General features: G+C 53.0%; 22 protein-coding genes and 4 pseudogenes (1 of these 26 running past the window's edge). 14 read left to right on the forward strand and 12 right to left on the reverse strand.

The features are described from left to right. Positions 1–12: 12 nt before the first annotated feature. Both A4S02_RS12930 and A4S02_RS12935 read right to left on the reverse strand, forming a co-directional pair. A complete protein-coding gene (locus tag A4S02_RS12930; RefSeq protein WP_070324012.1) occupies positions 13–2367 on the reverse strand; it encodes a TonB-dependent siderophore receptor in 2355 nt (784 codons plus the stop codon). 284 nt (positions 2368–2651) lie between these two features. Further along, a pseudogene (locus A4S02_RS12935) lies at positions 2652–3761 on the reverse strand (Hint domain-containing protein); the annotation flags it as partial. Between the two features lie 93 nt (positions 3762–3854). Here A4S02_RS12935 and A4S02_RS12940 point away from each other — a divergent pair. The 4 genes and pseudogenes from A4S02_RS12940 to A4S02_RS12955 all read left to right on the forward strand — a co-directional run. Next, positions 3855–4112 (forward strand): annotated as a pseudogene (locus tag A4S02_RS12940) (transposase); the annotation flags it as partial. A gap of 62 nt (positions 4113–4174) precedes the next feature. Continuing rightward, positions 4175–4489, forward strand: a pseudogene (locus A4S02_RS12945) (transposase); the annotation flags it as partial. Positions 4490–4581: 92 nt separating this feature from the next. Beyond that, positions 4582–5967, forward strand: a complete 1386-nt coding sequence (locus A4S02_RS12950) for an IS1380-like element IS1380A family transposase (protein ID WP_070324015.1) — start codon at positions 4582–4584, stop codon at positions 5965–5967. Between the two features lie 261 nt (positions 5968–6228). Further along, entirely contained in the window at positions 6229–7251 is a 1023-nt protein-coding gene (locus A4S02_RS12955) for an IS110 family RNA-guided transposase (RefSeq protein WP_070323524.1), read from the forward strand. A 543-nt stretch (positions 7252–7794) separates the two neighbouring features. Here the strand turns inward: A4S02_RS12955 and A4S02_RS12960 are convergent. Next, positions 7795–8835 (reverse strand): IS110 family RNA-guided transposase, encoded by a 1041-nt coding sequence (locus tag A4S02_RS12960; RefSeq protein WP_012813095.1) that lies wholly within the window; start codon positions 8833–8835, stop codon positions 7795–7797. Between the two features lie 95 nt (positions 8836–8930). Between A4S02_RS12960 and A4S02_RS15390 the strand changes: the two are divergent. After that, positions 8931–9460: pseudogene (locus A4S02_RS15390) on the forward strand (IS5 family transposase); the annotation flags it as partial. A gap of 28 nt (positions 9461–9488) precedes the next feature. Here the strand turns inward: A4S02_RS15390 and A4S02_RS12975 are convergent. The 7 genes from A4S02_RS12975 to A4S02_RS15885 all read right to left on the reverse strand — a co-directional run bounded on the left by A4S02_RS12975 (position 9489) and on the right by A4S02_RS15885 (position 14722). Then, positions 9489–10313, reverse strand: coding sequence for an IS5-like element IS12528 family transposase (locus A4S02_RS12975; protein WP_082246844.1), 825 nt, complete (start codon positions 10311–10313; stop codon positions 9489–9491). A 73-nt stretch (positions 10314–10386) separates the two neighbouring features. Continuing rightward, positions 10387–11661, reverse strand: coding sequence for an O-antigen ligase family protein (locus tag A4S02_RS12980; RefSeq protein WP_070324018.1), 1275 nt, complete (start codon positions 11659–11661; stop codon positions 10387–10389). Positions 11662–11722: 61 nt separating this feature from the next. Further along, on the reverse strand, positions 11723–12280 hold the full coding sequence (gene ssb / locus A4S02_RS12985; RefSeq protein WP_070324019.1) for a single-stranded DNA-binding protein: 558 nt from the start codon (positions 12278–12280) through the stop codon (positions 11723–11725). Between the two features lie 77 nt (positions 12281–12357). After that, positions 12358–12942 (reverse strand): 16S rRNA (guanine(966)-N(2))-methyltransferase RsmD, encoded by a 585-nt coding sequence (rsmD, locus tag A4S02_RS12990; RefSeq protein ID WP_070324020.1) that lies wholly within the window; start codon positions 12940–12942, stop codon positions 12358–12360. Continuing rightward, on the reverse strand, positions 12942–13718 hold the full coding sequence (locus A4S02_RS12995) for a pseudouridine synthase (protein ID WP_019088908.1): 777 nt from the start codon (positions 13716–13718) through the stop codon (positions 12942–12944). The genes rsmD and A4S02_RS12995 overlap by 1 nt, the downstream gene beginning before the upstream one ends. Further along, positions 13715–14446: a gamma-glutamyl-gamma-aminobutyrate hydrolase family protein gene (locus A4S02_RS13000; protein WP_019088907.1), complete on the reverse strand. Its 732-nt coding sequence runs from the start codon at positions 14444–14446 to the stop codon at positions 13715–13717. Before A4S02_RS13000 ends, A4S02_RS12995 begins: the two co-directional genes overlap by 4 nt. A 123-nt stretch (positions 14447–14569) precedes the next feature. Then, a complete protein-coding gene (locus A4S02_RS15885) occupies positions 14570–14722 on the reverse strand; it encodes a hypothetical protein (protein WP_003626506.1) in 153 nt (50 codons plus the stop codon). Positions 14723–14943: 221 nt separating this feature from the next. Between A4S02_RS15885 and A4S02_RS13005 the strand changes: the two genes are divergently transcribed. After that, complete coding sequence (locus A4S02_RS13005; RefSeq protein WP_070324021.1) at positions 14944–15399, forward strand: nucleoside deaminase; 456 nt, start codon at positions 14944–14946, stop codon at positions 15397–15399. A 176-nt stretch (positions 15400–15575) separates the two neighbouring features. Then, on the forward strand, positions 15576–17144 hold the full coding sequence (locus A4S02_RS13010; protein ID WP_070324022.1) for a Do family serine endopeptidase: 1569 nt from the start codon (positions 15576–15578) through the stop codon (positions 17142–17144). A gap of 68 nt (positions 17145–17212) precedes the next feature. On the opposite strand, the gene A4S02_RS13015 is transcribed toward A4S02_RS13010, so the two are convergent. Continuing rightward, entirely contained in the window at positions 17213–18025 is an 813-nt protein-coding gene (locus A4S02_RS13015; protein WP_070324277.1) for a Crp/Fnr family transcriptional regulator, read from the reverse strand. A gap of 285 nt (positions 18026–18310) precedes the next feature. Here A4S02_RS13015 and A4S02_RS13020 point away from each other — a divergent pair, with 285 nt between their 5' ends. The 6 genes from A4S02_RS13020 (at position 18311) to A4S02_RS13045 (ending at position 24844) form a co-directional block, all read left to right on the forward strand. After that, positions 18311–19144 carry an OmpW/AlkL family protein gene (locus A4S02_RS13020; protein ID WP_019088903.1) on the forward strand — a complete coding sequence of 278 codons (834 nt, stop codon included), beginning with the start codon at positions 18311–18313 and terminating at the stop codon, positions 19142–19144. An 8-nt stretch (positions 19145–19152) separates the two neighbouring features. Beyond that, positions 19153–20538 carry an oxygen-independent coproporphyrinogen III oxidase gene (hemN, locus tag A4S02_RS13025; protein ID WP_070324023.1) on the forward strand — a complete coding sequence of 462 codons (1386 nt, stop codon included), beginning with the start codon at positions 19153–19155 and terminating at the stop codon, positions 20536–20538. A 136-nt stretch (positions 20539–20674) separates the two neighbouring features. After that, positions 20675–21352: a 2OG-Fe(II) oxygenase gene (locus tag A4S02_RS13030; RefSeq protein ID WP_070324024.1), complete on the forward strand. Its 678-nt coding sequence runs from the start codon at positions 20675–20677 to the stop codon at positions 21350–21352. A 112-nt stretch (positions 21353–21464) separates the two neighbouring features. Further along, positions 21465–23102 (forward strand): electron transfer flavoprotein-ubiquinone oxidoreductase, encoded by a 1638-nt coding sequence (locus tag A4S02_RS13035; RefSeq protein ID WP_070324025.1) that lies wholly within the window; start codon positions 21465–21467, stop codon positions 23100–23102. A gap of 63 nt (positions 23103–23165) precedes the next feature. Beyond that, positions 23166–23915 carry an electron transfer flavoprotein subunit beta/FixA family protein gene (locus A4S02_RS13040; protein ID WP_070324026.1) on the forward strand — a complete coding sequence of 250 codons (750 nt, stop codon included), beginning with the start codon at positions 23166–23168 and terminating at the stop codon, positions 23913–23915. A gap of 2 nt (positions 23916–23917) precedes the next feature. Continuing rightward, positions 23918–24844, forward strand: coding sequence for an FAD-binding protein (locus A4S02_RS13045; RefSeq protein WP_019088898.1), 927 nt, complete (start codon positions 23918–23920; stop codon positions 24842–24844). 75 nt (positions 24845–24919) lie between these two features. Here A4S02_RS13045 and A4S02_RS13050 read toward each other — a convergent pair whose 3' ends face one another. Further along, complete coding sequence (locus tag A4S02_RS13050) at positions 24920–25561, reverse strand: TetR/AcrR family transcriptional regulator (RefSeq protein ID WP_070324027.1); 642 nt, start codon at positions 25559–25561, stop codon at positions 24920–24922. An 83-nt stretch (positions 25562–25644) separates the two neighbouring features. Between A4S02_RS13050 and A4S02_RS13055 the strand changes: the two genes are divergently transcribed. Beyond that, on the forward strand, positions 25645–26271 hold the 5' portion of the coding sequence (locus A4S02_RS13055; RefSeq protein WP_070324028.1) for an efflux transporter outer membrane subunit. It continues 963 nt past the right edge of the window; 627 of the gene's 1590 nt are visible here — the first part of the coding sequence; it begins with the start codon at positions 25645–25647; its stop codon lies off the right edge, out of view.

The following is a 26271-nucleotide window of genomic DNA, read 5'->3' on the forward strand; positions in this document are numbered from 1 at the left end:
CGGAAAAGAGTATCAGAACTCCGCAGAGAAAGTGAAGTGATAAACACGTGGTAATCCGGCATATAGGCTGGATGCAGCGCCGGATGTGCCACTTGGTGCGCCTGTATAAACAGAGGCCCAGTAGCGTTCATTTGTCGCGTTACTCACCCCAAAACGTACAACCCACGGAAACTGTGCCACATGGAATGCGTAGCGCGTGCCCAGATCCAACGTGGTGTAGGACCCGGTATGGAGCGTGTTGGTAACGTTGGCTGCACGGTTGCCCATATAATGCACATTGGCATTGAAGGCCCAACCAGATGCAAATGACCCCATAGAAGCCGGCAAGCGATAATCTAGCAGCATGTTGGCCTGCAAGGGTGCAGCACCAACAATTTCCTTATTGTTGAGCGAGGAGGATGCTGCATGTACCAGTTCTGCATCCAGCCATGTCATGCCAGCAAGTACAGAAAGATTAGGCAGCACTTCGCCAGAAATTTGCGCTTCCACACCATAGTTCCGCTGCGTGCCACCATATTGATAGGTCTGGCAATTTGTCATGGCTGCACAACCCGCATCCGGGTTTTTTGCGGCCACATACATGGCGTAAGGTGATGTCATACGGAAACCGGCAACGTTAAACTGCATTGTCTTGTAACGCAGTTTGTAGCCCACTTCATATTCTTCAGAATGTGCAATGGGCAGCGCCATGTTTGTGTTAGTGTAGCTTGCACTATTAGGAGTAACAGGCCCTGCTTCAACAGAGCGACCATAGGTGAAATAGATGGTCTGGTTATCTGTTGGTTTGTACATCACGCTGGTCGTCGGGCTAAAAGCTGCGGATGTATCAAATGTTTTTCTCAGAGGGCTTTTAGAATTCAGCGCACTTTCCTGATTGATCCAGCTCCATGCAAGGGTGCCCATAATAGACCAATGTTTGTTGATGCGCATTGTGTCACCCACAATAAAAGACTGGCTGGTGACACTGCTGGATTTATAACGCCCGTGATAATAAGGCTGTGTGCCGCTGGAAGGGGAAGCGCCGGAAAGATTATATACCCCCAAGTTCTGCGCACTTGTTACAGCACCTGTGGGGTTGTAATTGCCCATCATGTAACCGTTGGTGCCAATTACCAGATCATGCTGCAAGGGGCCGGTGTGAACGCGTCCGTTAAAATAGGCCATGTTACTGCCTACACGGAAATCATTCGCCGTGGTTGTGGCTGTTGCTTTGGAACTAAACCAGCCATCGCTACCAGTTAGACCACCACAGGTTTTGCTGCCATCGCACAATGTATCTGCCACACCAAAGGATTGTCTGGCGGCATCCTGATACAGGCCGCCGAGTGTGAAGCTCCAATCCTTGTTGATCTGGTGCTTAATGTTGGCAAGAAACGTATTGGTTTCCATATTGTAGCCGCTCCATTCAGGAGCCAGCCGCTTGCTCAGATCCGGCGCTTCGGGAAGTTTGTCTCCGCCTACGCCGGTTGCTAGAATACCAAAACCCGGAGCAGTGCCGCGTTGGTCAAAAGTATAATGGCTGGCATCAATTTCGATAACCGTCTTGTCATCAAGATAGATATCAAAATCACCGCTAACCATTTCGCGGCGTACCATACTGCCTTGTGTATAAGCTGTGCCGTTGGCATGCAGCATGTTCAGGCGGTAACCAAACCAGCCATTCCGCCCTAAACGGCCAGAAATATCGCCATTAACGGTTGGCGTGCCAATGGAATCAACACCAACAGAAAGGCGTTCAGTACGCCGATCCGTGGGGCGTTTAAGTGTATATTCAAAAACACCGGCCGGGTTTTCTGGCCCATACATTGCGCCTGCAAGGCCGTTCAGAACTTGCAAGTTGTCTACCCATTCTGCCGCATAAGGCGTAGTGGCAACAACGTTAAGCCCATCAAGGCGAGAGTTGGAGATCACATCAGCTTCAAACCCGCGGGATTGTGGGCGAGATGTGTTGGGGTCACCACGAACTTCCAATTGCACGGAAGGCAGATATTGCGCCATGTCGTTGAGGTTGCGGATCTGCTGGTTCACCACAACATCGTGCGGAACACCCATGACGGAATAAGGTGTATCCAGAGTATCTCGGTTACCTAATGGGCCCAGATACACAATTTTGTTCATATATTTGGCAGCCGTACCATCGGCTGCATGGTGGCCATGAACATTCACAGTTTCACCATTGGAGCCATCCAATATCCCTGCAATGGGGGCTGCGGTGGCTTGTTTTTTTGGTGCTGCTGTTTTGATAGCGGCTTGTTTGTTGCCCGTGTGCGGCTTTGTAGAAGTAGGCGTTGCAGCCAGTGCCGAAGTTGTCAACAAAAGGGCGCCAAATGTTCCGGCGGCGCAAAAAGTCTGGAAACGATCGTGCATAGATCTGGCAGGTCCGGGTTTAAAGTAAAGAACAAAGGGGTGAGCTTCTTTTGCCGGGCCTGATATCAGCTTGTCTATATATATTGGTACATAAATCTATATATGTGTGAATATGGATAGAGAGTGATGCCAAAATAATACAGTTATGCCGAAGGGGCTGCGGAGCGATAAGCGGGAATTGATAGGCGCAGTGAATGCAAGAAAAAATAATTGTGGAACAATAAAAAACAGGCTCTACCCAAAAGAGTAGAGCCTGCATAGAAATAAGTATTATATCAGGCCGTTCAGGCAGAACGTTTGGTATCTACTTTATTCTCATTATGGGCCAGAAAAGGCCCTGCTGCGCGAATAGTTATGGATAGAATGCCAATATTGCCGTGGGAGAGATAACCTTCCAAAGGCAGTACAGCGTTACCATTGGTCCATGCGCAATCAGTCCAATCCGTATCATGCCAACCGCCTGGTTTTTTAGCCTGAAGGTGGGAGGTAATTTCATACTGATGTTTGGCAGAAAGAAGATGTACATCTCCCACAGCAACACCCATCAGGCGACGGTCATTTACAAATGGACCGATGACATCTGTCGGGCGGTTGGCGCGGGAAACAATGCGCACAGAATTTGTGTTGGCTGGCAGCATGAAGCTGTAGTGCTGTCCATCCTGCCGGATAGGGTGAAGCGTAGTTCCGTTTTCTGTAAAGAGGTACAGATTAGGATCATATGTTAGTTCAGCAGATACTGGCGCCTCGGCGGAGCTTCTGTTCCGTGCTTTTAGCTTGTGGAACAAGGGTTCAACAAAAACACGATCTACGCACAAAGGTGCACCGGCATCTTCTTCCCAATTACGATGGGTGCCACGTAGGCGGATAACCGTACCTTTCTGACAGAAATTACGACGGTTGCCTGTATCCAGATAGCTTTCTGTTAGCATACCATCTGCAATGATAACGGAATGCTGATCTGTTTCCACATGATAATAATCATAGGAGGTAATGGACTTATCGTAAAAAATGGAAATTCCGTTTACCAGCATACGTACGGGTACGAACTTACCATCAAAGAACAGGCAATGTTCTGCGGTAATCAGCATATCCTTGTAAGGTATACCTTCAGCAAGGGCATTTTTGCACACACGTACAGGATACCCGGCTTCATCATCAGGTAGGTCAGGGCGAACATTGCATTGGGCCTTACCTATCCACACAACCGGGCGCGTTGTTTCCTTATTGTTCTGCCAATCAAAGGTAATAACTTCTGTACCAACAACAAGGTTTTCAACAGGAATTTCGCCTTCAGAAGTGCGAATCATGCTGCCGCTTAAGAAACAAACCTCGTAAATTAGGTTGCCGTCATTCCCAACAACCAAGGCATTGCCATGCTGCGATACACCATCGACGCGGAAATCTCACGGAAGGGTTGTACATCGAGTTAGATTATGAAAAAGTCTATTTTGTGTAAAAGAAATTTTCGTAAGCTATAAGAAAACCCGATGCAGACAGAGTGTAGCGCAGGCGCGTATGAGTTTCCAGCCTCCTGTGGACGGCGTGTTGTGGCCCGTTTTGACGGGGGTCGCATGAGTTCGGATGGGGGCGTCATTCTGGTGAAGCAGGCTGATGACATTCTGGGTCTCAGCCGCCGCTTTGCTGCCTGTTTTCGCGATAAGCGGCATCCCGGCTTTGTGGAATACCGGGTTGAAGACCTTGTCCGTCAGCGGATCATGGGCCTGGCACTGGGCTATGAAGACCTTAGGCTCAGGACCCATTGATTTGATTGCGGAAATCTGATTCAGCCTCTGTGAGGAGACTGAAGATGAGTGACCTGTATTGGCTGACCGAGGAACAGATGGATCGTCTGCGGCCCTTTTTCCCGAAGAGCCATGGCAAACCTCGCGTTGATGACCGTCGTGTGTTGAGTGGGATCATTTTCGTGAACAGAAATGGTCTGCGCTGGCGTGATGCCCCCCGGGAATACGGTCCACACAAGACGCTCTACAACCGCTGGAAGCGCTGGAGTGCTATGGGGATCTTCATCCGCATGATGGAGGGATTGGCTACTGGCAAGGCAGAGCCTCAGACAATCATGATTGATGCGACCTATCTCAAGGCCCATCGCACGGCTTCGACGCGGAAATCTCACAGAAGGGTTGTACATCGGGTTAGATTATGAAAAAGTCTGTTTTGTACAAAATAATTTTTCATAAGCAATAAACGAACCCGATGCAGACAGAGTGTAGCGCAGGCGCGTATGAGTTTCCAGCCTCCTGTGGACGGCGTGTTGTGGCCCGTTTTGACGGGGGTCGCATGAGTTCGGATGGGGGCGTCATTCTGGTGAAGCAGGCTGATGACATTCTGGGTCTCAGCCGCCGCTTTGCTGCCTGTTTTCGCGATGAACGGCATCCCGGCTTTGTGGAATACCGGGTTGAAGACCTTGTCCGTCAGCGGATCATGGGCCTGGCACTGGGCTATGAAGATCTCAATGATCACGATGCCCTGCGGCATGACCTGATCTTTGGTCTGGCCTCGGGCCGTCTGTCAGGAGGCCGGGCAAACTGCGCAGCATTGGCTGGCAAATCTACACTGAACCGGTTGGAGCGCAGTGGGCACAAGGCAGATCGTTACTGTCGGATCATTGCTGATCATGAGGCCCTGGCTACCCTGTTCGTCACGCTCTACATGGACCGGCATGATCGGGCTCCTGCCCGGATCGTTCTGGACGTGGACGCGACCGATGACCGTATCCATGGCCATCAGGAAGGCCGTGCCTTTCATGGGTATTACGGCCATAACTGCTATCTTCCCCTGTATGTCTTCTGCGGGGATCATCTCCTCAGCGCTACCCTGCGCACGGCAGACAGGGACCCGGGGAAGGAAGCACTGGCAGACATCCGCCGGATCGTGGAGCAGATCAGGAGCCGCTGGCCCCGGGTGCGTATCCTGGTGCGTGGGGACAGCGGTTTCGCCCGGGACAGTCTGATGACATGGTGCGAAGACAACCACGTTGACTTCCTGTTTGGGCTTGCAGGCAACACCCGCCTGTATGACCGGATTGCCTCTTTGTCCGCTGAGGTTCGTGACGAAGCCGCCACGACAGGCAGAGCTGCGCGCGGTTTCGCCTCCTTTGACTGGATCACAAAGGACAGCTGGACGCGCCGCAGGCGGGTCGTGGCCAAGGCCGAATGGCGCCACGGCAACCGCTATCATCGCTTTATTGTCACCACGCTACCGCAGGGAATGTCCGACCCCCGCCATCTCTACGAACAGATTTACTGCGCACGCGGGGATATGGAAAACCGCATCAAGGAATGCCAGATGGATCTGTTCTCAGACAGGACATCCTCCCATACCATCCGCGCCAACCAGCTCCGGCTGTGGTTCTCGGCCGCAGCCTATGTCCTGCTCACCGCTCTGCAAAAGATGGCCCTTGGCCAGACCAGCCTGGAGACGGCGACCTGTGGCACCATCCGCGCACGACTGCTCAAAATCGCGACACGTGTAACGCTCAGCGTCCGTCGGATTGTCCTGTCCATGCCGGACATGTTCCCCTGTCAGCATGAATTCGCCCTCGCTCATGCACGATTGCGAAGGCTCCGGCAGGCCGTCTGAAGAAACAGACAGTGCACAGACCACATAGCTTCCACCAACACTGCCTTCTCAGGCCGTGACACCCGCACTGCGTTCAGAACCCGCCGCCAGAAGCAGAATATCGTCAATATTCCAGATCGGGCTCCTGTGGGATGACTGAATTCTACAAAATGACCCGAAATTGCCTCAAGTGTGAGATGGGGTGGTTGCCGTCCTCCCCGCACGGCATCGCAATGTGCCAGAATGGTCGTTGGAAGAAACGACTGCGCGAAAGGACGGCAGATGAAGGATACAGTGATAGGCGTTGATCTGGCAAAGAACATTTTCCAGGTTCATGGAGCTTCGCGTGCGGGCGAGGTGATGTTTCGCAAAAAGCTGCGTCGTCAGCAGTTTATGCAGTTCATGGCCACGCAGCCGCCTGCTCTGGTCGTTCTTGAAGCGTGCGGGAGCGCGCATTACTGGGCTCGCGAACTGGCAGGAGCTGGTCACGAGGTCAGACTGATCGCTCCGCAGTATGTGAAGCCTTTCGTGAAGCGCCAGAAGAACGATGCTGCTGATGCGGAAGCGATTGTCATTGCGGCCCGTCAGCCGGAAATGCGCTTTGTCGAACCACGCACTGAAGCGCAGCAGGCGCGTGGCGTTCTTTTCCGGGCCCGGCAGCGTCTGGTGCACCAGCGCACGGAACTGGTGAATGCCCTGCGTGCCGTTCTGTATGAATTCGGTCTCGTCGTGCCACAGGGGATTGCGCATATCAGACACATTGAAGCCATGCTGGATGAGGCGGTTCTGCCAGAGGCTGTGAAGCAGGAATGCCTTGATCCGCTGCGACAGATTTCGGAGCAGAGTGTGCGGATTGATGTCAGAACAAAGAAGATCAGGATGCTTGCCCAGGAAAGTGAAAACACCTGCAGATTGCAGAGCATGCCTGGAGTGGGTCCTCTGACCGCTCTTGCGATTGAAGCTTTTGCGCCTGACCTGCAGAGCTTCCGGCGCGGGCGCGACTTTGCTGCGTGGCTGGGGCTGGTGCCCCGTCAGTTCTCATCTGGCGGAAAGGAAAGGCTGGGGAAGATATCAAAAGCCGGGCAGGCTGATATCCGCAGGCTTCTCATCATGGGCGCCATGACCCAGGTGAACTGGGCCAGCCGTAAGGCCCCTGCACCGGGAAGCTGGCTGGCACGGATGCTGGCCCGCAAGCCCCGTATGCTGGTAGCCATTGCGCTGGCCAACAGGATGGCACGAGCCATCTGGGCCATGGCAACAAAACAGGAGGATTATCGGGATCCGGCCCTGTCCGTGGCAGCCTGAGCGATGGCTCGGCTCCCGCGGATGGAACCGGTAGGGGTGTGAGAGGGCGATGACCTGAATGGGCGCATGATCGTCTGATCCGGATCGGAAAAACCAGTGGATTTCTCTGTGCTTTAAAGCACGCCTGTGAGATTTGGATCTGATCCGCTGATCACCATACTGGCCAGTGGCTTCTGAAAGGCCACATCAACAGGCCTTACAGAAGACCGCACACGATCACACGTCAATATGGGTCAGAAAACTCTTGCATAACGGACGGCAACCATATGTGGACGGCTCCCCCTTGCAAGGGGCTAGGCAAGAAAATGATCGGATCTTTGCTTCCATATGTCCGGCCTGTTGATGCGGCCATAGGGTCGCTGGCCAAGATGGCTTCCGCAGCGTGAGCCCCAAACACAGAAGCGGTCTTTGATGACCACTGGTTGCCACGGGTTTTCTCACGCCATGGATCGATCGATCACACCATCTGCTCTATTACTTGCAAGCCACGACCTCAGCTCGGCACGAGAGCGTCAAATGTCAGCGCATCGTGCCAGGCTAAGCTCAAACAGCAGCTGCGCCGGGTTGCTGCAGAAGGCGCTTATAGTGTTCGCCGCTGACCATCAGTTTCCAGGCAATCCGCGCAATCTTATTGGCAAGGGCCACCGCTGCGAGTTTCGGTTTTTTGCGCTCCAGCAATTCACGTAACCAAGATGAGGCATTCTTCCCATTGGTCCGCCGGGCATGCGACACGACTGCGGTCGCGCCAACCACCAGCGTGCTTCGCAAGACCTCATCGCCAGCGCGTGTGATTCTGCCAAGCCTTGTTTTTCCACCGGTTGAGTGATCCCTGGGCGTCAATCCGATCCAGGCCGCAAAGGCTCGACCCGATTTGAACAGATGCGGATCAGGCGTTTTCATCATCAGCAGCGCTGCGCCGATCGGGCCAACGCCCGGAATTTTCGCAAGACGCTGACTGCATTCGTTGGCGCGGTGCCATGCCATCACCTTGCCCTCAAGCTGTTCGATTTCACCTTGCAATTCAGCATATTCCTTTGCGTGAAGGGCAAACAACTCGCGCGTCAATGTGGGCAGGCTTTCGTCCGCAGCGATCCGATCAAGGAGTGCCTCAATCCGGCACATGCCTTTGGGCGCCGTGATCCCAAACTCGGCAGCATATCCCCGGATCGTATTGGCGAGCTGTGTGCGGTTCCGGATAAGTCGTGCCCGCATTCCAATCAGCATCAACGCTGCCTGCTCTTCCTCGCTCTTGAGCGGGACGAACCGCATTGTAGGCCGACTCATCGCTTCACAGAGGGCTTCCGCGTCGGCGGCATCGTTTTTCCCGCGCTTGACATAAGGCTTCACGAGCTGCGGCGCGATCAGCTTCACTGTGTGTCCCAGACACGAGAGCACCCGCCCCCAGTAATGGGAGGCGCCACAGGCCTCAATCGCGATTTCAATCGGGGGCAGTTTCTCAAAAAACTTTACCATCTCCCGGCGGGATAGCTTCCTGCGCAAAACAGGCTGCTCCTTCGCGTTTACACCGTGCAATTGGAAAACACTTTTTGACGTGTCCATGCCAATACGGATAATTTGTTCCATGGGTGGCCTCCTCTGTGAATTCTGCAACGACTTCACCTTGGCACATCGCGATGCCGTTGGGAGCCGTCCACCCCATCACAGAAGAAATCCGCGTCGAACGGATATTTCGTTATCTGGCCGCTGATTACGACAACGAATACATGATGATCGACAGCACAATTGTCCGAGCGCATCAGCATAGTGCCGGAGCTCTCAAAAAAGGGGCACGGATCAGGCCATCGGACGATCACGAGGCGGGCTAACTACAAAGATCCATGCCATCTGCGACGCTCTGGGCAATCCAGTGGAACTCGGCATCACACCGGGACAGGATGCCGATATCACCCAGGCAGAACCACTTCTGGAAAACATCGAACCGGATGCTTTCCTTGCTGACAAGGCGTATGACGCGGACAGGTTGATCGATCGGCTGATACAGCGCGGGATTACCCCGGTCATCCCGCCAAAACGCAACAGAACGACACGACGGAAAACCGATTTTTCTCTCTACCGCGAACGGAACCTTGTTGAGAGGTTCTTCAATAAACTCAAGCAGTTTCGCGCTATCGCAACCCGCTACGATAAACTGAAATCGACCTTCCTCGCAGCCGTGCAGTTCGCCTCAATCATCATCCTGCTTAACTGACGACACGCCGTAGAGCCCTTTTGGAAATTCACGGATGAGCGTTTCGGCGTAGCATGAGGCTTCCCATGGCGATGTGGATCATGGCCTCTGCGACGTCGATCCGCTGTTCGTAGTCCTTCACAAGGCGACGCCAGCGGATTATCCAACCGAAGGTCCGTTCCACAACCCACCGACGCGGCAGGATTTCAAACCCTTTTGCTGTCTCTGACCGCCGGATGATCTCGACTGTGAAGTCGAGAAAAGTGGCCTTATCCATCAACTGGAGGCGGTCATAGGCTCCATCGGCAAACAGGTGCTTCACCCAAGGCCAGCGTTTACGAATGGCATCAAGGATCATCTGTCCTCCTGCACTGTCCGAAATATCGGCTGTTGTCAGCTGGACCAGGAGAAGGCGGCCATCCGTATCAACTGCGATGTGACGTTTCCGACCGACGATCTTCTTGCCTGCGTCATAACCACGTGTCTTTGCGTGGGGTGCCTTGATACTCTGGCTATCAATGACACCACCCGATGGACTGGTTTCGCGTCCTGTCGCTTCACGATCGAGCATCAGACAGACATCATGAATGGTCTGGAACAGGAAACGGCGCATCAGCCTGCGGAACCACCAGTAAACCGTTTGCCATGGGCCAAAATGAACCGGAAGCATCTCCCAACCGCAGCCTGAGCGCACGAGATAGCGCAGAGCATTGATGATCTCACGGAAATCGGTTGTCCGTTTCCGACCACGCCGGTTCGCAGGGGGCATCAGAGGCGCTATGCGCTCCCATTCCTCATCTGTCAGATCAGACGGATAGCGTTTCGTCTTGCGTGTAATTCCGGCCATGCGGCCTCGTTGTGCTGGCGTCCACATCCTGCCTTTGAATCACGCTCAAAACCTCTTGAAAACCTATCATAGCGAATTTCCAAAAGGGCTCTTAACACAATTATGCACGTTTTTGTGAGCTTGATGCTGCGATAAGCCAACCAACGAACATAAAAATCCATCCCGCTGTGGGAAAAGAAAAAACAGCACTGGTTGAAGTAATGGGCCATAACAAAATGCAACAGGTCACAAATAGCATGGCTTGCTGCGGATGATGCTCTACATTTAGCGCTCTCCACCCAGTGCGCAACCATTGGAAAGCCAGCGCTATAAACAGCACAAGGCCTGGTAAACCGGCTGTTGTGGCAATTTGCAGATAATAGTTATGAGGGTGAATGTTACAGCCCCGATCCGTATCATTTGTAAGCGTTTCTATGCCCAGAAAAGATAAGGCATGAGTTTGGATAGGAACGTGGCAGAAATTTCTAAAGCCATCCATACCCAGCCCCATCCAAGGATGTTGGGCAACCATAGTAATGGCAGAGCGGAAAAGCTTACCATAATCGCTTTGGGCGAAATGATGCAGTTGATCTGAAAATTTCAGAACAAGCTTGGCGTAAACGGGCGGAGAGATCACAGGCAGGCTGGCAATCAATCCACCGGCACAAGCAAGAATGAGGCCAAAGGGCAGGCGAAAACGAGGGAAGATAAATGCTGTAAGAGACAGGCCAAAAAAGAGCAGCACACAGCTCATGCGTTGGCCGATAAGCACCATAGTTGTAACGCTCAGCAACAAGAGCGCGCAGCCAAGAACCCAATATTTCAGCTTATTGTGGCGTAACAGGCGTAAAACGCTCGGCATAATGCCGGGAAAAAACAGCATCAGCAGCGTAAAACCCGCACGGGGCTTTATGAATGGCCCTGTCAAGCTGCCATCACCCCAGCGCGGCATACCCATCAGATTGGTGCCGGTTAGATACTGTTGCCAGCATTGGCTTATCAACCATAAGGCCGCCAGTAAGCAGATGCGCTCCAGCCATATGCGCCGTGCTTCAGTGGCAAGAAGCCAGCATTGCAGTGCTACACAAAACAGAAAAATCCGAGGTAGGCAGAGCGCCTGAACCCATGCTCCCGTAATGCCAACATGTATGGAGGAAAGCAAGCTGAACCCGCAAAATAATGCGGCCAGTTTAAGCCAAGGTTGTTTAACCCATTGCCAGTTCTTCAACAGGTAACAGTGCAGAAGAAACAGCCCACCAATAACAGAAGCAAACGTGTCTGAAAGGGCGCGGCTATAGAATAGAAAAAATGGGAAGATGCTCAGACACACCAAACCTACTGCTGTCAGATATCCAGCCAGCTTGACACGGAGTGGGGAGGAAACAGCAGGAGACATGTCTGGAATGGATAAGGCTGGCCACCCGATATTGCAGCCAGCCTCCAATCAGTTTGAGTGATTAGAACGGAATTTCGTCATCAAGATCTCCGTTGCCGCCAGAAGCATCCCAGCCGCCGGAGTTATTGCTACCGCTGCGCTGTGCTGGCGGCTGGCGTGGAGCGGATGATGGGGCGCCATAACCACTGCCGCCGCCACTATTATAGCCGCCATAGCTGCTTCCGCCGCCAAAGCCACCGCTGCCTTCACCTTCGCCTTCGCCACTATTGCGGCTATCCAGCAGCACCAGCTCACCACGGAAACGGTCAATAATCACTTCCGTCGTGTAGCGTTCCTGACCGCCCTGATCTGTCCATTTTCTGGTCTGCAGGGAACCTTCCAGATAAACTTTGCGGCCTTTGCGCAGGAAACGTTCGGCTACATCAGCCAGACGTTCATTGAAAATGACCACGCGATGCCACTCTGTGCGTTCACGTCGTTCCCCAGATGCGCGGTCATTCCATGTGTCGCTGGTAGCCAGAGAGAAGGAAACAATCTTTGCACCGCTCTGGCTGGAACGCACTTCGGGGTCCTTGCCCAGATTGCCGACCAGAATAACCTTGTTAACGCTGCCAGCCATAAATGCCGTTACCTTCTATTTGCGTAAAATCCATTTTCGTTCTGCCTATGTAGCGCACCAGCCGAACGGGTGAAAGCTTAAAGCCGCCAGATGGAGAATCGGGCTGCACCATGTTGGCGTTCTGCTAGAAAAGCAGGTGTGTTTGCTGTTTCTGGCGCTTCTTCCGTGTTGGAAAAAGGCAAAGGTTCCTCACGCCCAGTTTCAATGACCGCAATGGTATTTGGGGCAATCCAACCTTTGTTTTGCAGAGCCTTGAGGGCGCGCTCAGGCAGATTCTGATGATATGGCGGGTCCAGAAACACCAACCCAGCCGGGGAAGTGCAAGCCGGCGGTGACGTCACATCCCGCGCAATCACGGTGCAGCTATCTTCCCACTTGCAGGCCTGAATGTTGGCCCGTAGCGCGGCTAGGGCAGGGCGGCTCGTTTCGAAAAAAGTGGCATGCTTTGTCCCGCGAGAAAGAGCTTCCAGCCCCAGTGCGCCGGTGCCAGCAAAAGCATCTAGCACATGCGCACCAGAGATAAGCGCAGGCCCGCCCCAGGGTGCATGCAGCAGCATATCAAACAAGGCTTGTCGTACCCTGTCTGCAGTGGGGCGTGTGGTCTGTCCTGCTGGGGCTGTTAGCAACCGCCCTTTACGGCTGCCAGCAATAATCCGAACCATTAGTCTGCCTGTTTTGCGGGTGCGCGCTGGGCTGGGGGAGCCTTTTCTGTTGCTTTGGGCAACTGATCACGCAACACGCGCGGAGAAACTTCCTCCAGTTCACGGCGCAGCAAGGTGCCAAGCTGGAAAGGCCCATAGCTGGTGCGTATCAGGCGGCTGACGTGTAGGTTCATGCCCGCCATGACCTTACGAATTTCACGGTTTTTCCCTTCCTTGAGGGAAACTGTCAGCCACGCATTATCACCCTTGCGCGAATCCAGAGCAGCATGGATAGGGCCGTAACGCACGCCATCAAACACGCTGCCCTGAGCCAGATTTGCCAAGCGTTCTTCATCCACCACGCCAAAGACGCGCACACGGTAGCGGCGTAGCCAGCCGTTGGAGGGAAGTTCCAGCCTACGTGCCAGTTCGCCATCATTGGTGAGCAACAGCAGCCCTTCACTGTTCAGATCAAGCCGCCCAACGCTGATAACGCGTGGCATGCCTTCTGGCAGGGAGGCAAAAACCGTGGGCCGGCCTTCTGGGTCTTTATGTGTTGTCACCAAACCATCTGGTTTATGGTAACGCCACAAACGTGTGCGTTCTGGGGCAGAAACGGGTTCCCCATCAACCTGCACAATATCGCCATCTGTTACAAAAGTGGCGGGGTGCGTAACGGGTTGGCCATTTAGACGGATACGGTTTTCCTCTATCATGCGCTCCGCATCACGGCGGCTGGCCACGCCACTGCGGGCCAGCCATTTTGCTATGCGTTCCCCTCGGGTTTCCTGCGTCACGCTGAATCTCCTGCTGCCTGTATGAAGGCCTTGAAAAGTGCTTTGTCTGCGGGGTCTATGCCAAATTCCGGGTGCCATTGCACCCCAAGGCAGAAAGAATGTGTGGGATCTTCAATCCCTTCAATAATACCATCTTCTGCCACGGCGTTAATAATGCATCGGCCTGGTGTTTTGACAGCTTGATGATGGGAGGAATTAACGCCAATACGTGCAGGGTTGCCTATGCTACGTGCTAATAAGGTATCAGGCGTTACTGTGACACTATGGCTTGCTTCATTCCGTGGGTTTGGCTGCTCATGCGGAAGGGCTGTTGGGCATTCTTCCGGGATGTGTTGGATCAGGCTGCCACCAAGGGCTACGGCTATAAGTTGCATGCCACCGCATATTCCCAAAACCGGCATATCACGTTGCAGGGCTGCGGTTAGATAAGCTGCTTCTGCCTGCGTGCGGCGAGGGCGCAAAGTTATGGTGGGGTGAACATGTGTTTCCCCATACAAAGTGGGGTCAATATCAAACGCGCCCCCCGTTATAATCAATCCATCCAACAGGTGCATGTAATCGGCACAAAGCTGCGGAAACAAAGGGAGCGCAATAGGTAAGCCACCAGCGGTGGAAACGGCAGACATATAATTTTCCCGTATGGCATACCATTTAAAGCGGGAATAACGGTCTTCACCGCCATCCTCCAAATCAAGCGTAATACCAATAACGGGGCGTTTTTCTATCATATGCCACTATCCTGAAAGAACGGGAGGAAGAGGGATAAAAGACCGTTCTTTCAGGGGGTATGTAGCAAAGTACTGGCGCGGGAAACAAAAACCCGTGTGGCTAATCTGTTTCTGGCCTGCCTATTAGCGGGATAGAAAGGAAGGAATACTGATAGGGAGCGTTTTGGTAGCGGTAGGGGGCGGCGCCAAGGTTGCTGGCTCGTAATTGACACCATCTGCAATGGCGAGACCAAATCCAATGGCCGCAGCAGCCAGAATGAAAGACAGGCTATGCATGTTTCTGACCCTCCTCGCTCGGGTTTGGTATGATTGCAAAAGAGCAATCCCAATAAGGTGGCCTCACGCTCTGTTACAGAACGGATTAAGGCTCCTTTAAGGCAGGATGACAAAAAAGCATGCATGATTGCAAGAAAAATCTGGATGTTTTCTGGCACATAAAAGCGAAAAAAACCTGAACGTTTCGGATCGTAGAGAGTAACATTTCGTGAGCACACGGCATGACTAAACAAAGTGGCATGGCACTGGCGTTGCAGCAGGCCCATCTGGCTGCTGCAAATGGAGAAGTGCCTGTGGGGGCCGTGCTGTTAGATAGCACCGGAAAAGTGCTGGCGCAGGCTGGTAACCGAGTGGAGGAATTGCACGATCCATCAGCTCACGCTGAAATGTTGGTTATGCGCAAAGCCGTACAGCAGCGGCAGGGCCAAAAGCTGGCGGATTGCACTTTATTTGTATCACTCGAACCATGCCCCATGTGTGCGGCAGCTATGGCGCATTTTCGGCTGGGGAGGGTGGTGTTTGGTGCGTATGACGCCAAAGGCGGAGGCGTAGAGCACGGTGCACGCTTGCCCCATCGGCCCGAAACCTTACATCGTATGGAAGTTATAGGCGGGGTAAGGGAGCGGGAAGCTGCAGAAATGTTGAGGGCTTTTTTCCAGAAATTGCGCTGCCGATAACATCTTGTGAAATTATGAAGATACAGCTTTTTTTTTCTTGGTTAAGAAACCATGTTAGCGTTGTAGGCGTAAAGCACTGTAAACTCTGGGCAATCTGTGGTGGCTGCCGGAGCTGGGTGTTTGGACCGTCCGGGAATTGTCCTGTCGGGATAAAACAAGGAACAGTCGAAGTCGTGATGTCGGGAAAATCTGTGACAAAAGTTTGGGCGCGGAACAGACGCCGTAATTGGATGTCAGCCCTTCTGGCAAGCTGTGTATTGGTAACGGCAGCCGCTCCATGGTGCAGCACGCCAGCACGCGCAGAAGCTGATAGTGTTATTAAGCCAAACACCCCCACTTCTCAGCGTATTCCAGATTTTGTTAGTCTGGTTAAGCAGGTTAAGCCGGCTGTGGTGTCTATTACATCCATGATCCGGGCAGATGCAGTGGAAGGTGATGGTGGCGGTATGGGCGGAATGCCTTTTCCGTTCCCGTTCCCTTTCCAGATGATGCCCCAGCCTTCACATCAGACGATTGAGGCCAGAGGCTCTGGCTTCCTGATTTCAGCCGATGGTTATGTGGTAACCAACAACCATGTGGTGAAAGGCGCCACCAAGGTTACGGTCATACTGGATGATGGCACAACGCTGCCTGCCAAAGTGGTGGGGCGTGATGGCAAAACCGATCTAGCGCTGCTGAAAGTTACAACCTCCGAAAAACTTCCCTTTATTGAGTTAGGGGAATCGGACGATGTGCAGCCTGGCGAATGGGTGATTGCCGTTGGTAACCCGTATGGCTTGGGCGGTACTGTTACCGCAGGTATTGTTTCTGCGCGTGGCCGAGACATTAACGAAGGCCCTTACGACAACTTCATTCAGGTTGATGCGCCCATCAACCGCGGGAATTCTGGCGGCCCACTGTTTACGCAGGATGGTAAGGTTGTTGGGGTTAATACCGCTATTCTTTCTCCCTCCGGCGGGGGGTCCATTGGTATTGGGTTTGCGATTCCATCGGATACCGTGCGCAATGTGGTCGAGCAGCTTCGCAAAACCGGACATGTGGTGCGCGGCTATCTAGGCGTAAATGCACAGGTTATTTCTCCGGTTATGGCGCGTGCGCTTGGGTTGCCTGCACCAGCTACGCCGGGGGCACAGCCAATTGGTGCGCTGGTGGCAAGCGTAAGCCCCGGCAGTCCGGCTGAAAAAGTTGGCCTGAAATCGGAAGATGTGATTACCGATTTCAACGGGCAGAAGGTCAGCAACCCACATGATCTGGCTGTGCGTGTGGCATCTATTGCGCCGGGTAAGCAGGCTACAATCGGTTATTTGCGCGGTGGTAAAGCCCAAACAGCTACCGTTACAATCGGAGATTTGAAAACCGCTTCCAGCGATGGCAGTAGCGGAAGCAATGCTGATGTTGCACGTGGCCAGCGGCTTGGTATTGCCTTGGCACCGCTTTCTCGCGATGTGCGCCAGCAATTGGGGCTTTCAGCGGATGTGCGCGGCGTTGTTGTGAGTGATGTTGATCCCGGCTCTCCGGCAGATCAGGCTGGTATTCGTCCTGGAGATGTTATTCAGGCAATCGGTAGCCAAGCTGTGGATTCCCCGCGTGCGGTGGTTGCCAGCGTGAAGGCGGCACTGGCTGCCAAAAAGCCTGTGCTGTTGCGGGTTATGCGGGATAATCAGTCTCTGTTTATCGCGATCTCTCCAGATGGCGGAAATAACGCCCCACCATCTGATGATGGCGGTGATGATGACGATAACTAAAGGGTTGAAGTAACCCGAATCATTGGAAAGGCTGGTTCAGAAATGGGCCAGCCTTTTTCTTTGGCAGGCTAAATAGATTTTAGGCCGTAAGCGATGTCTTGTAGATTGGGCAGGGAAAGAATGCGGATGCAATGATTCTCAGTGCCAGAGATAACTTTATCGCGGCGGAGGGCGCTGATAGTGCGGCTTACAGTTTCAATTGTTAGGCCCAGATAGTCTGCAATATCCACACGCGTCATGGGCACAGAAGCCGTGGTTTGCGCATCAGGATCGTGTGGATGTGTGCGCTGATATTGCTTGATACGGTCTAGCAGAAAACTGGCAACTTTTTCTTTGGCGGTTTTGCGCCCCAAAAGCAGCATCTGTTCCTGCGCATCAGCTAGCTCGTGCGTGACTGCGGAGAGAAGATGATGGGCGAATCGTGGGTATTCTCCCAATAGATTTTCTATTTGTGTATGTGTGCAGCGGCACAACAACACAGTGCTTACGGTTTCCGCCCCAAAGGAATAAGTGCGCGAGTTGCTAAGGCCAACAAACTGCCCTGCATCGGCAAACCCGGTAATCTGGCGGCGCCCATCTGGTAGAGATTCAAAGAGTTTAACGGTGCCGTTGATAACGTTGAAAAAGGCAGATGCTGGTGTGCCTTCCTCAATAACCGCCGTACCCGGTGGTAGAGAAACCTGACGCGTGGCGTGCGCCAAAACCGCCACATCCTGATCTTCTATGCTGCTGCAAAGGTTGTACTCGCGCACCTTACACATCAAACATCGTGCAGTATCGGTATCTGCACGCCCAGTGCGTTTGCCAGCGGAATGAAGTGCCTGAGCGGAAGGAGAAGGTGGCATGGGAGCAGAATCCGGAAAACCCGGTACCTTCAGCATTAGCATTATGGCGAACGTGCTGAACCGGAAAGAAAGGGAATGTGTTGCGTAAATATTATGTCATTGTTGATATAAATCAATAATCGGCAGATGTCTGGGGCGGAATTGGTTACAATTTGCCTTGGCTATAGGCCTTAAAATGCGCTGTGATTAAAATGACACAGTAGTGTCGCATATGAGGCGGAGATGCTTGGGATTTGATCTAAATCAAGGCTGGAAGAACGAGCGCGTGATTTTTTCCGCTTCAGATTATCGTTCTCTGGCGCAGTGGAAAGACACACAGACATGGTCAAGTTCCGTTCCCTTTTTACGGCAGTGGTGGCTGGCGTTGCCGCTCTGGCCGGTACCGCCAAAGCTCAGACAACAGCTCCTAACGCTGCGTATGTGAATGCGCCGGTCATGCAGCGTATTCCCGATGCACCAAAACCGGGTGCAGGGCATTGCGGCCTGTTTGAAACCTGCGCTAGCACCAAGATTGGTCTGGGCCGTGGTGACTTCATGATCCGTTTGTCCGGTGTGGGCGTTCTGCCGCAGGACCGTGACAGCAAAGCTTGGCTGACAGCACCGGGCCTTGGTCTGAACCATCTGCCACTGAACAACACGCACCTTTCCACCACTAATCAGGCCATGCCGGAACTGACGGTGGAATACTTCATCACAGATAACCTGTCTGTTGACCTGATCGCCACCAGCACTCGTCATGAAGTGGCTGCTCTGGGTAGCGATGTTCCTTCACTGGGTGGGCCCCGCAAGCTGGATGTTGGTAGCGCATGGGTTTTGCCCCCTACGCTGACATTCGCTTGGCATTTCCGCCCGCATAAGCGCTTCAACCCGTATGTGGGTGTAGGTGCAACGGCTATGTGGTTCCATAACATGAACGGCAACCGTGGTTCTGCTCTGGGTCTGACTAAGCTGAACGCAGGCTTTACCGGTGGTCCTTCTGTGAACGTTGGTTTCGATTATCAGATCGTCGGCAACTGGTTCTTCAACGCAGACGTCAAGCAGATGTTCGTGCGTATGCATGCTTGGGTTGAAAACCCAGCAGAAAGCCTGAAGGTGAAAGCACACGAATCTCTGGATCCGACAGTGGTTTCCGCTGGTATTGCTTACCGGTTCTAAGAGATATTATGGGCGCGGCATCCGTATCTGATCTGATTTCCCGCTACGGCGGGAATCTGCCGCGCTATACAAGTTACCCGACCGCAGCCAGTTTTACGGAAGCGGTCGGCCTCCAACAGGTTGCAGGTTGGCTTAAAGCCTTGCCTGAGAATGAACCTGTCTCCCTCTATTTCCATGTTCCTTTTTGTGATGAACTCTGCCGGTTTTGTGGGTGTAATACATCCGTCATGCGGCATGAGGATGGGCGCTTAGCGTACGGTGACCTCCTACGTGAGGAAATGCGCCGTATAGTGGCCCTTGTGGGGGAACAACGCACAGTAAGGCATGTGCAGTTTGGTGGCGGCACGCCGACCACTCTGCCTCCGCACGCTTTGCGGCAGATTATGCGTTCTATCCGAACATTCTTTCAGATTGATCCACAGGCCGAGCTGGCTATGGAGCTTGATCCACGGCATGTGCCGCAAGATTACCCTGCTTTGCTGGGTGATCTGGGGTTTACCCGTATCAGCCTTGGTGTGCAGGATCTGGAACCTCGGGTGCAAGAAGCGTGTGGACGTCATCAGACCTTTGAGCAGACAGAAGCCAGTATTCAGGCAGCACGTGCTGCGGGCGTATCTGGCGTTAATATTGATCTGATTTACGGCTTACCCTACCAGACGGTTGAAAGCGTGGGCGCAACTGCGCTGAAAATTGCATCATTACGGCCAGACCGGTTGGCTGTATTTGGGTATGCTCATGTGCCGTGGAAGCAAAAACGGCAGCGTCTGATCCCGGAAGCCTCTTTGCCGAAGTCTGATGAAAGACTGGCGCAGCGGGCGGAAATAGATCGGGTTTTGCAGGAGCAGGGCTATCAATCCATAGGGTTGGATCATTACGCTTTGCCAGAAGATGGTTTGGCTCAAGCCGCTACAGCAGGCACGCTGCATCGTAATTTTCAAGGTTATACAACAGATCCCTGTCCTGTTTTGTTGGGAATGGGGGCTTCTGCTATTTCTATGTTGCCTGCCGGATTTGCCCAAAACATTACAAGTGTAGCCGCATATGCGCGCGCAATGGCTGAAAATTCCGATTCTCTTCCGGTTGCGCGTGGCGTTGCTTTTACAGAAGATGACAAATTGCGTGGAGCCATTATCGAACGCATTATGTGCGATATGGCTGTTGATCTTGCCGCTTTAGGGCAGGAGCATGATTTTTCTGAAGAACTGGCACAACTTCATCCATTCGAGCAGGATGGATTGGTGAAGATTGATGGCCAGAAAATCAGCGTTACGGTGTTTGGTAGGCCTTTTGTAAGGCATGTGGCTGCAGTGTTTGATACCCGGCGGCGTGCTTTGCAACAGCAGGCACAAGGTGTTGGGCAAGGTCCCACTCCACAGTTTTCTGCTGCCCTTTAAGTAGAACCAAGCCTTGATTGTGCCAGTATTTTGGCGCAAGGAAGGAAAGCTCTCCGTGAAAGGGAGCTATGCAAGACAACCATAGAGCTGTCTTTTACCCAGCCGATATTCTGTGACAGATGAAGGATCGGACGCCATGAGTCCTGATGCCACTGCTCCCGATCAGAGCGTGACGTTCTCTCTGCCAAATCTGTTGGCGCAAACGCCAGTGGCTTCTGACCCTTTTCCACATTGGATGTTGGAAACCGTGCTGGAGCCAGATGCCTGTGCGGCACTATTGGAATGGGATCCCGGCGAGTCGGCTATTGCAGGAGATGTGGGCGGTCGGCGTGAGACGCGGAACAAATCTCGCGTGTTTGTTGATCCTGCTGTTCGGCAACAGGATGAACGCCTAAACCGTATGGCGCATTTGCTGGATAGTGATGCCATGCGGCATACTTTTGAACGTATCTGCGATGTGCAATTGGATACAGCAGCTCTGCGGCTGGAATTATGCCTGGATTCGGATGGTTTCTGGTTGGAACCACATACAGATATTGGGGCCAAAAAACTTACCCTGCTTATCTCTCTTTCCACCGGAGAAGGGGCTGATGAACTGGGAACAGACTTGATGACTCCAGATGGCAAATCAGTTGCGCGTGCCTCTGGAGCATTTAATTCGGCAGTGCTGTTTATTCCGTCTGACAAAACATGGCACGGTTTTGTAAAGCGGCCCATTAAAGGCACGCGCCGCACATTGATTGTTAATTTTGTTGATCAGAACTGGCGTGCAGTGCACGAACTGGCGTTTGGGCCGCGTTCTGTTCAGCACTGATTTTTCTGACATGGCTGTTTCTGGCAGAACGGGCCTGCGTGCCCGTTTTTGCAATTCTGCGCCAAATCGGGTTTAGGGAAGCAGCATATCTTTAAACGGGGATGAAACGGGAATGAGCGAGCCTGTGCGGGAATCGATGGAATTTGATGTCGTTATTGTTGGGGGCGGCCCGGCTGGGCTGGCCGCGGCAATTCGGCTACGCCAGCTTTCTCCAGATCTGAGCGTTTGCCTGATTGAAAAAGGCAGCGAGATCGGAGCGCATATTGTTTCTGGGGCCGTTATTGAACCCCGCGCACTGGCAGAACTGATTCCTGATTGGAAAGAACGTGGTGCACCGCTGAACACGCCGGTGACATCAGAAGATATGCTGTATCTGACCGAAACCGGCAGCTTGCGCGTTCCTTTGCTGGATAAGGTTATGCCGCATATGGCAAACCACGGGAACTATATTGTCAGCCTTGGGGAAGTTTGCCGTTGGCTGGCTGCGCAGGCAGAAGAACTGGGCGTGGAAATTTATCCGGGTTTTGCCGGTGCCGATGTCCTTATTGAGCGCAACCGCGTGGTTGGCGTTGTTACGGGCGATATGGGTGTGACCAAAGAAGGCACGCCCGGCCCCAATTACCAGCCCGGTATGGAGTTGCGCGCCCGTTACACCTTGTTTGCAGAAGGGTGCCGTGGCTCTCTGACCAAGCAGGTAATGGCGCATTACGATTTGCGCAAAGATGTGGACCCGCAGACATACGGCCTTGGCATCAAGGAAGTATGGGAAATTCCGGCAGAAAAACATCGTCCCGGTTTAGTGCAGCACAGCTTTGGCTGGCCGCTGGATGACAGCACCTATGGCGGTGCATGGTTGTACCACTTTGGTGAAAATCTGGTGTCCTACGGCTTTGTGGTGGGGCTGGATTACGCCAATACGTGGCTTTCTCCGTTTGAAGAAATGCAGCGCATAAAGTTGCATCCGGCCTTCCGCCAGCATCTGGAAGGTGGTCGCCGTATCTCTTACGGTGCACGTGCCCTTTCTGAAGGTGGGTTGCAGGCCATTCCGCGCCTTACCTTCCCCGGTGGCGCACTGATTGGGGATTCTGCTGGCTTCCTGAATGTGCCTAAAATCAAGGGCACTCATACAGCCATGAAGTCCGGCATGTTGGCAGCAGAAGCTGTTGTAGAGGCCATTAAAACAGACCGTGTTGAACCCGGTGCATTTACAGAAAAAGTGCGGCGTTCATGGTTGTGGCCAGAACTGCGGTCTGCCCGTAATATTCGTCCGGCTTTTGCGCATTTTGGTGCCAAGGGTGGTGCTGTGTATGCCGCCATTGATGCCATGCTGCTCCGTGGCCATGCCCCGTGGACACTGCACTTCAAGCATGAAGACAGCGATACCCTTAAGCCTGCTTCCTTGTCTGAAAAACCCTTCTATCCGAAGCCCGACGGCAAGCTGACATTTGATCGTCTTTCCTCTGTCTTCCTGTCTGCTACCAATCATGAGGAAGATCAGCCGGTGCATCTGCGCCTGCGTAACCCCAGCCTATGGAAGCCGGTGAACTGGGATGTTTTCCGTGCGCCAGAAAGCCGGTATTGCCCAGCAGGTGTGTATGAAGTGGCAGATGAAGCCACAAACCCACACTTGCAGATTAACGCGCAGAACTGTGTGCACTGCAAAACGTGTGACATTAAAGATCCCGCCCAGAATATAGACTGGACCACGCCAGAAGGTGGTGGTGGCCCTAATTATCCGGCCGGTATGTGAATTTGGAGTAAAGTACGGTAAGGCTGCGTCCGAACCATCCTGCGTCTGCAAGCGAAAGAAGTCATGAAGATACTTGTACCTGTAAAGCGGGTTGTTGATTACAACATCAAACCGCGTGTGAAGGCAGATGGCAGTGGTGTTGATACCACTGGCGTCAAGATGTCCATGAACCCGTTTGATGAAATCGCGGTGGAAGAAGCTGTGCGCCTGCGCGAAAAAGGCGCTGCTTCCGAAGTTGTTGTGGTTTCTGTTGGTGTTCAAAAGGCGCAAGATACACTGCGCACTGCCATAGCTATGGGCGCTGATCGCGCTATTCTGGTTCTGTCAGAAGAAAGCCCTGAACCGCTGGCCGTAGCCAAGGTGCTGCGCAAGCTGGTGGAAAAGGAAGAACCGGGTCTGGTTATTCTGGGCAAGCAGGCCATTGATGATGACATGAACGCTACAGGCCAAATGCTTGCTGGTCTGCTTGGTTGGGGGCAGGGCACGTTTGCCAGCAAGGTAGAAATTGCTGATGGCCATGCACGTGTCAGCCGTGAAATTGATGGTGGCACGGAGGAGGTTTCCCTCACGCTGCCCGCTATCATCACGGCCGATCTGCGCCTGAACGAACCACGCTATGCCTCTTTGCCGAACATCATGAAGGCCAAGAAGAAGCCGCTGGAAACCATTGAAGCCGCTGAACTGGGCGTGGATATGAAGCCCCGTCTGAGCATTGTTTCTGTGGCCGAGCCGCCGGAACGCAAAGCTGGCATCAAGGTTGGTTCCGTTGGGGAACTGGTGGAAAAATTGCGTAACGAAGCAAAGGTGATCTGATCATGACCGCTCTTGTTCTTCTGGATCATGAAGAAGGCCAGATCAGAAAGGCCGCTCTATCTGCTGTAACGGCAGCCGCCCAGTTGGGTGAAGTGCATGTGCTAGTAGCGGGTGATGCTTCCATCGCACAGGCTGCGGCTGCTGTGCCTGGCGTTGCCAAGGTGCTGCATGCAGCAGATGCACGCTATGCACACGAGCTAGCTGAACCTCTGGCTGCTCTTATTGTTTCTCTGGCTGGTCAGTACGATCACATTGTTGCGGCTGCGGGTGCCACGGGCAAGAACGTGCTGCCACGTGCAGCCGCTCTGCTGGATGTGCAGCCTATTCCAGATGTTATCCGCATTGTGGATGCAGAAACATTTGTGCGCCCCATTTATGCGGGCAATGCTCTGGCTACAGTTAAGTCATCAGACGCCAAAAAGGTGCTGACGGTGCGTAACGCCGCCTTTGATGCAGCCGCATCTACGGGCGGCAATGCTCCGGTTGAAGCTGTGGACGCAGTTGATGCACCAGCAGTTTCCAAGTTTGAAACTGTTCAGTTGTCTGATTCCGAACGTCCAGACCTGGAAACAGCCCGTGTGGTTGTGTCTGGTGGTCGTGGTATGCAGAGCGAAGAAAAATTCCATACTCTGGATCCGCTGGCCGATGCCTTGGGTGCAGCTATTGGTGCATCTCGCGCTGCTGTGGATTCCGGTTTTGTGCCGAACGAATATCAGGTGGGGCAGACAGGTAAGATTGTTGCGCCTGAACTGTACATGGCCTTTGGTATTTCCGGCGCTATCCAGCATCTTGCCGGTATGAAAGACAGCCGCGTGATTGTGGCGATCAACAAAGACCCAGAAGCTCCCATTTTCCAGGTTGCAGACTATGGAATGGAAGCTGATTTGTTTGAAGTTGTGCCGCAGTTGGTTGAAGAGCTGAAGAAATAACCCTTCGCTTCTAAACTATTTGCTGAAGCAACCCCGCATACAGGCATGTATGCGGGGTTTGTTTTTTAATGGGAATTATGTGCCGTAAGTGGCCAGAAACATGCTTACAGAGGCATGAATAACTTTTTCTTCGTCTTCAGCCATATTATCGTAAGGCATGTTAAAGCGCTTTCTATGCGCGATCCGTGTCTGACAAAGTGAGAAAAACTGTTCTGCAGCAAAAACAGGATCATCTGTTTTTAATGTGCCGCGCTGGGTTTGTTCGCGAATCCAGTTAGACAAAGTTTCAATGGCAATTCGCGGGCCGTGAGACCAAAAAATGGTTGCAAGCTGAGGAAAGTGCGGAGCCTCAGAAACAATCATTCTGTAAAGCATCAAACTTTCAGGCTGGGTAATCAACTGCACCATGGCGCGGGCTACGGCGGTAAGTGTTTCTTTAGGTGAGGCTTCTTTTTGTACCGGAGCAAGAGCTGGAGGTAGTTTTTCCCGGCAGCATTTTTCTACAAAAGCCCCAAAGAGATCAGCTTTATTGGTGAAATAATTATATAATGTGCCTTTAGAAACACCTGCCTCACGCGCAATGACAGACATACTGGCGCCTTCGTAGCCGTGTTCAGCAAACACGTTGTAGGCCCCTGTTAAAATCTGCTCTCGCTTTGCTTCTGATTCCCCCGTGCAGGCAGAAGTGAGGGAGGAAATGGAGGAAGGTTCAGACATCAGGATTTCAGACTTTAAAGATCAGGCGATTGACGCACAGAGGAAAGAAGGTAGGTTACCATGCTGACCGAACTGGTCGGTCAGTGCAAGGGCTGGTATTTTCTATCAGGCATATAATTTTCGGTGAGGGTGAACGGGTGGCAAAACGGAATGCACAGCGCACAGGCGCGTTGGCGCTGGTTTTCATGCTGGCGGGGTGCATGGTGGGGCCAGATTATAAAAAGCCAGATACATGGTCTCCCTCTCAGTGGCAGCGTGCAGCAGATAAAGATACATCACAGTTGCTAAGTGTGCCCACTACGCAAGCGCCCGATCCGCAATGGTGGGATATTTTTAATGACCCCGAACTGACCTCGCTTGAAAAGCGTCTGGCAGATCAGAACCTTGATGTACAGCAAGCGACCGAACAATTTGCGGTTAGCCGTGGGCAGTTGCTGCTTGCTGGTGCAGAACGCTTTCCAGATCTTGCGGCTTCCGGTTCATATCGAAGGGCGCAGTATAGCAGCAAGCAGTTGCAACGCATTGTAGAGCGTATTGGCCAAAATGCTGCCGGAACAGGAATGGGGGAAATGCTTTCGACTCAGTCCTCATCCATCTCTATTCCTCTGCTGAACCAGTGGCAGGATGGACTGCAGGCGAGTTGGGAGGTGGATCTGTGGGGGCGTGTGCGCAGGCAGTACGAAGCTGCCAAGGCGTATATGAAAGCTACT

The organism is Acetobacter ascendens (genome assembly GCF_001766235.1).
In the GTDB taxonomy this organism is placed as follows: Bacteria; Pseudomonadota; Alphaproteobacteria; order Acetobacterales; family Acetobacteraceae; genus Acetobacter; species Acetobacter ascendens.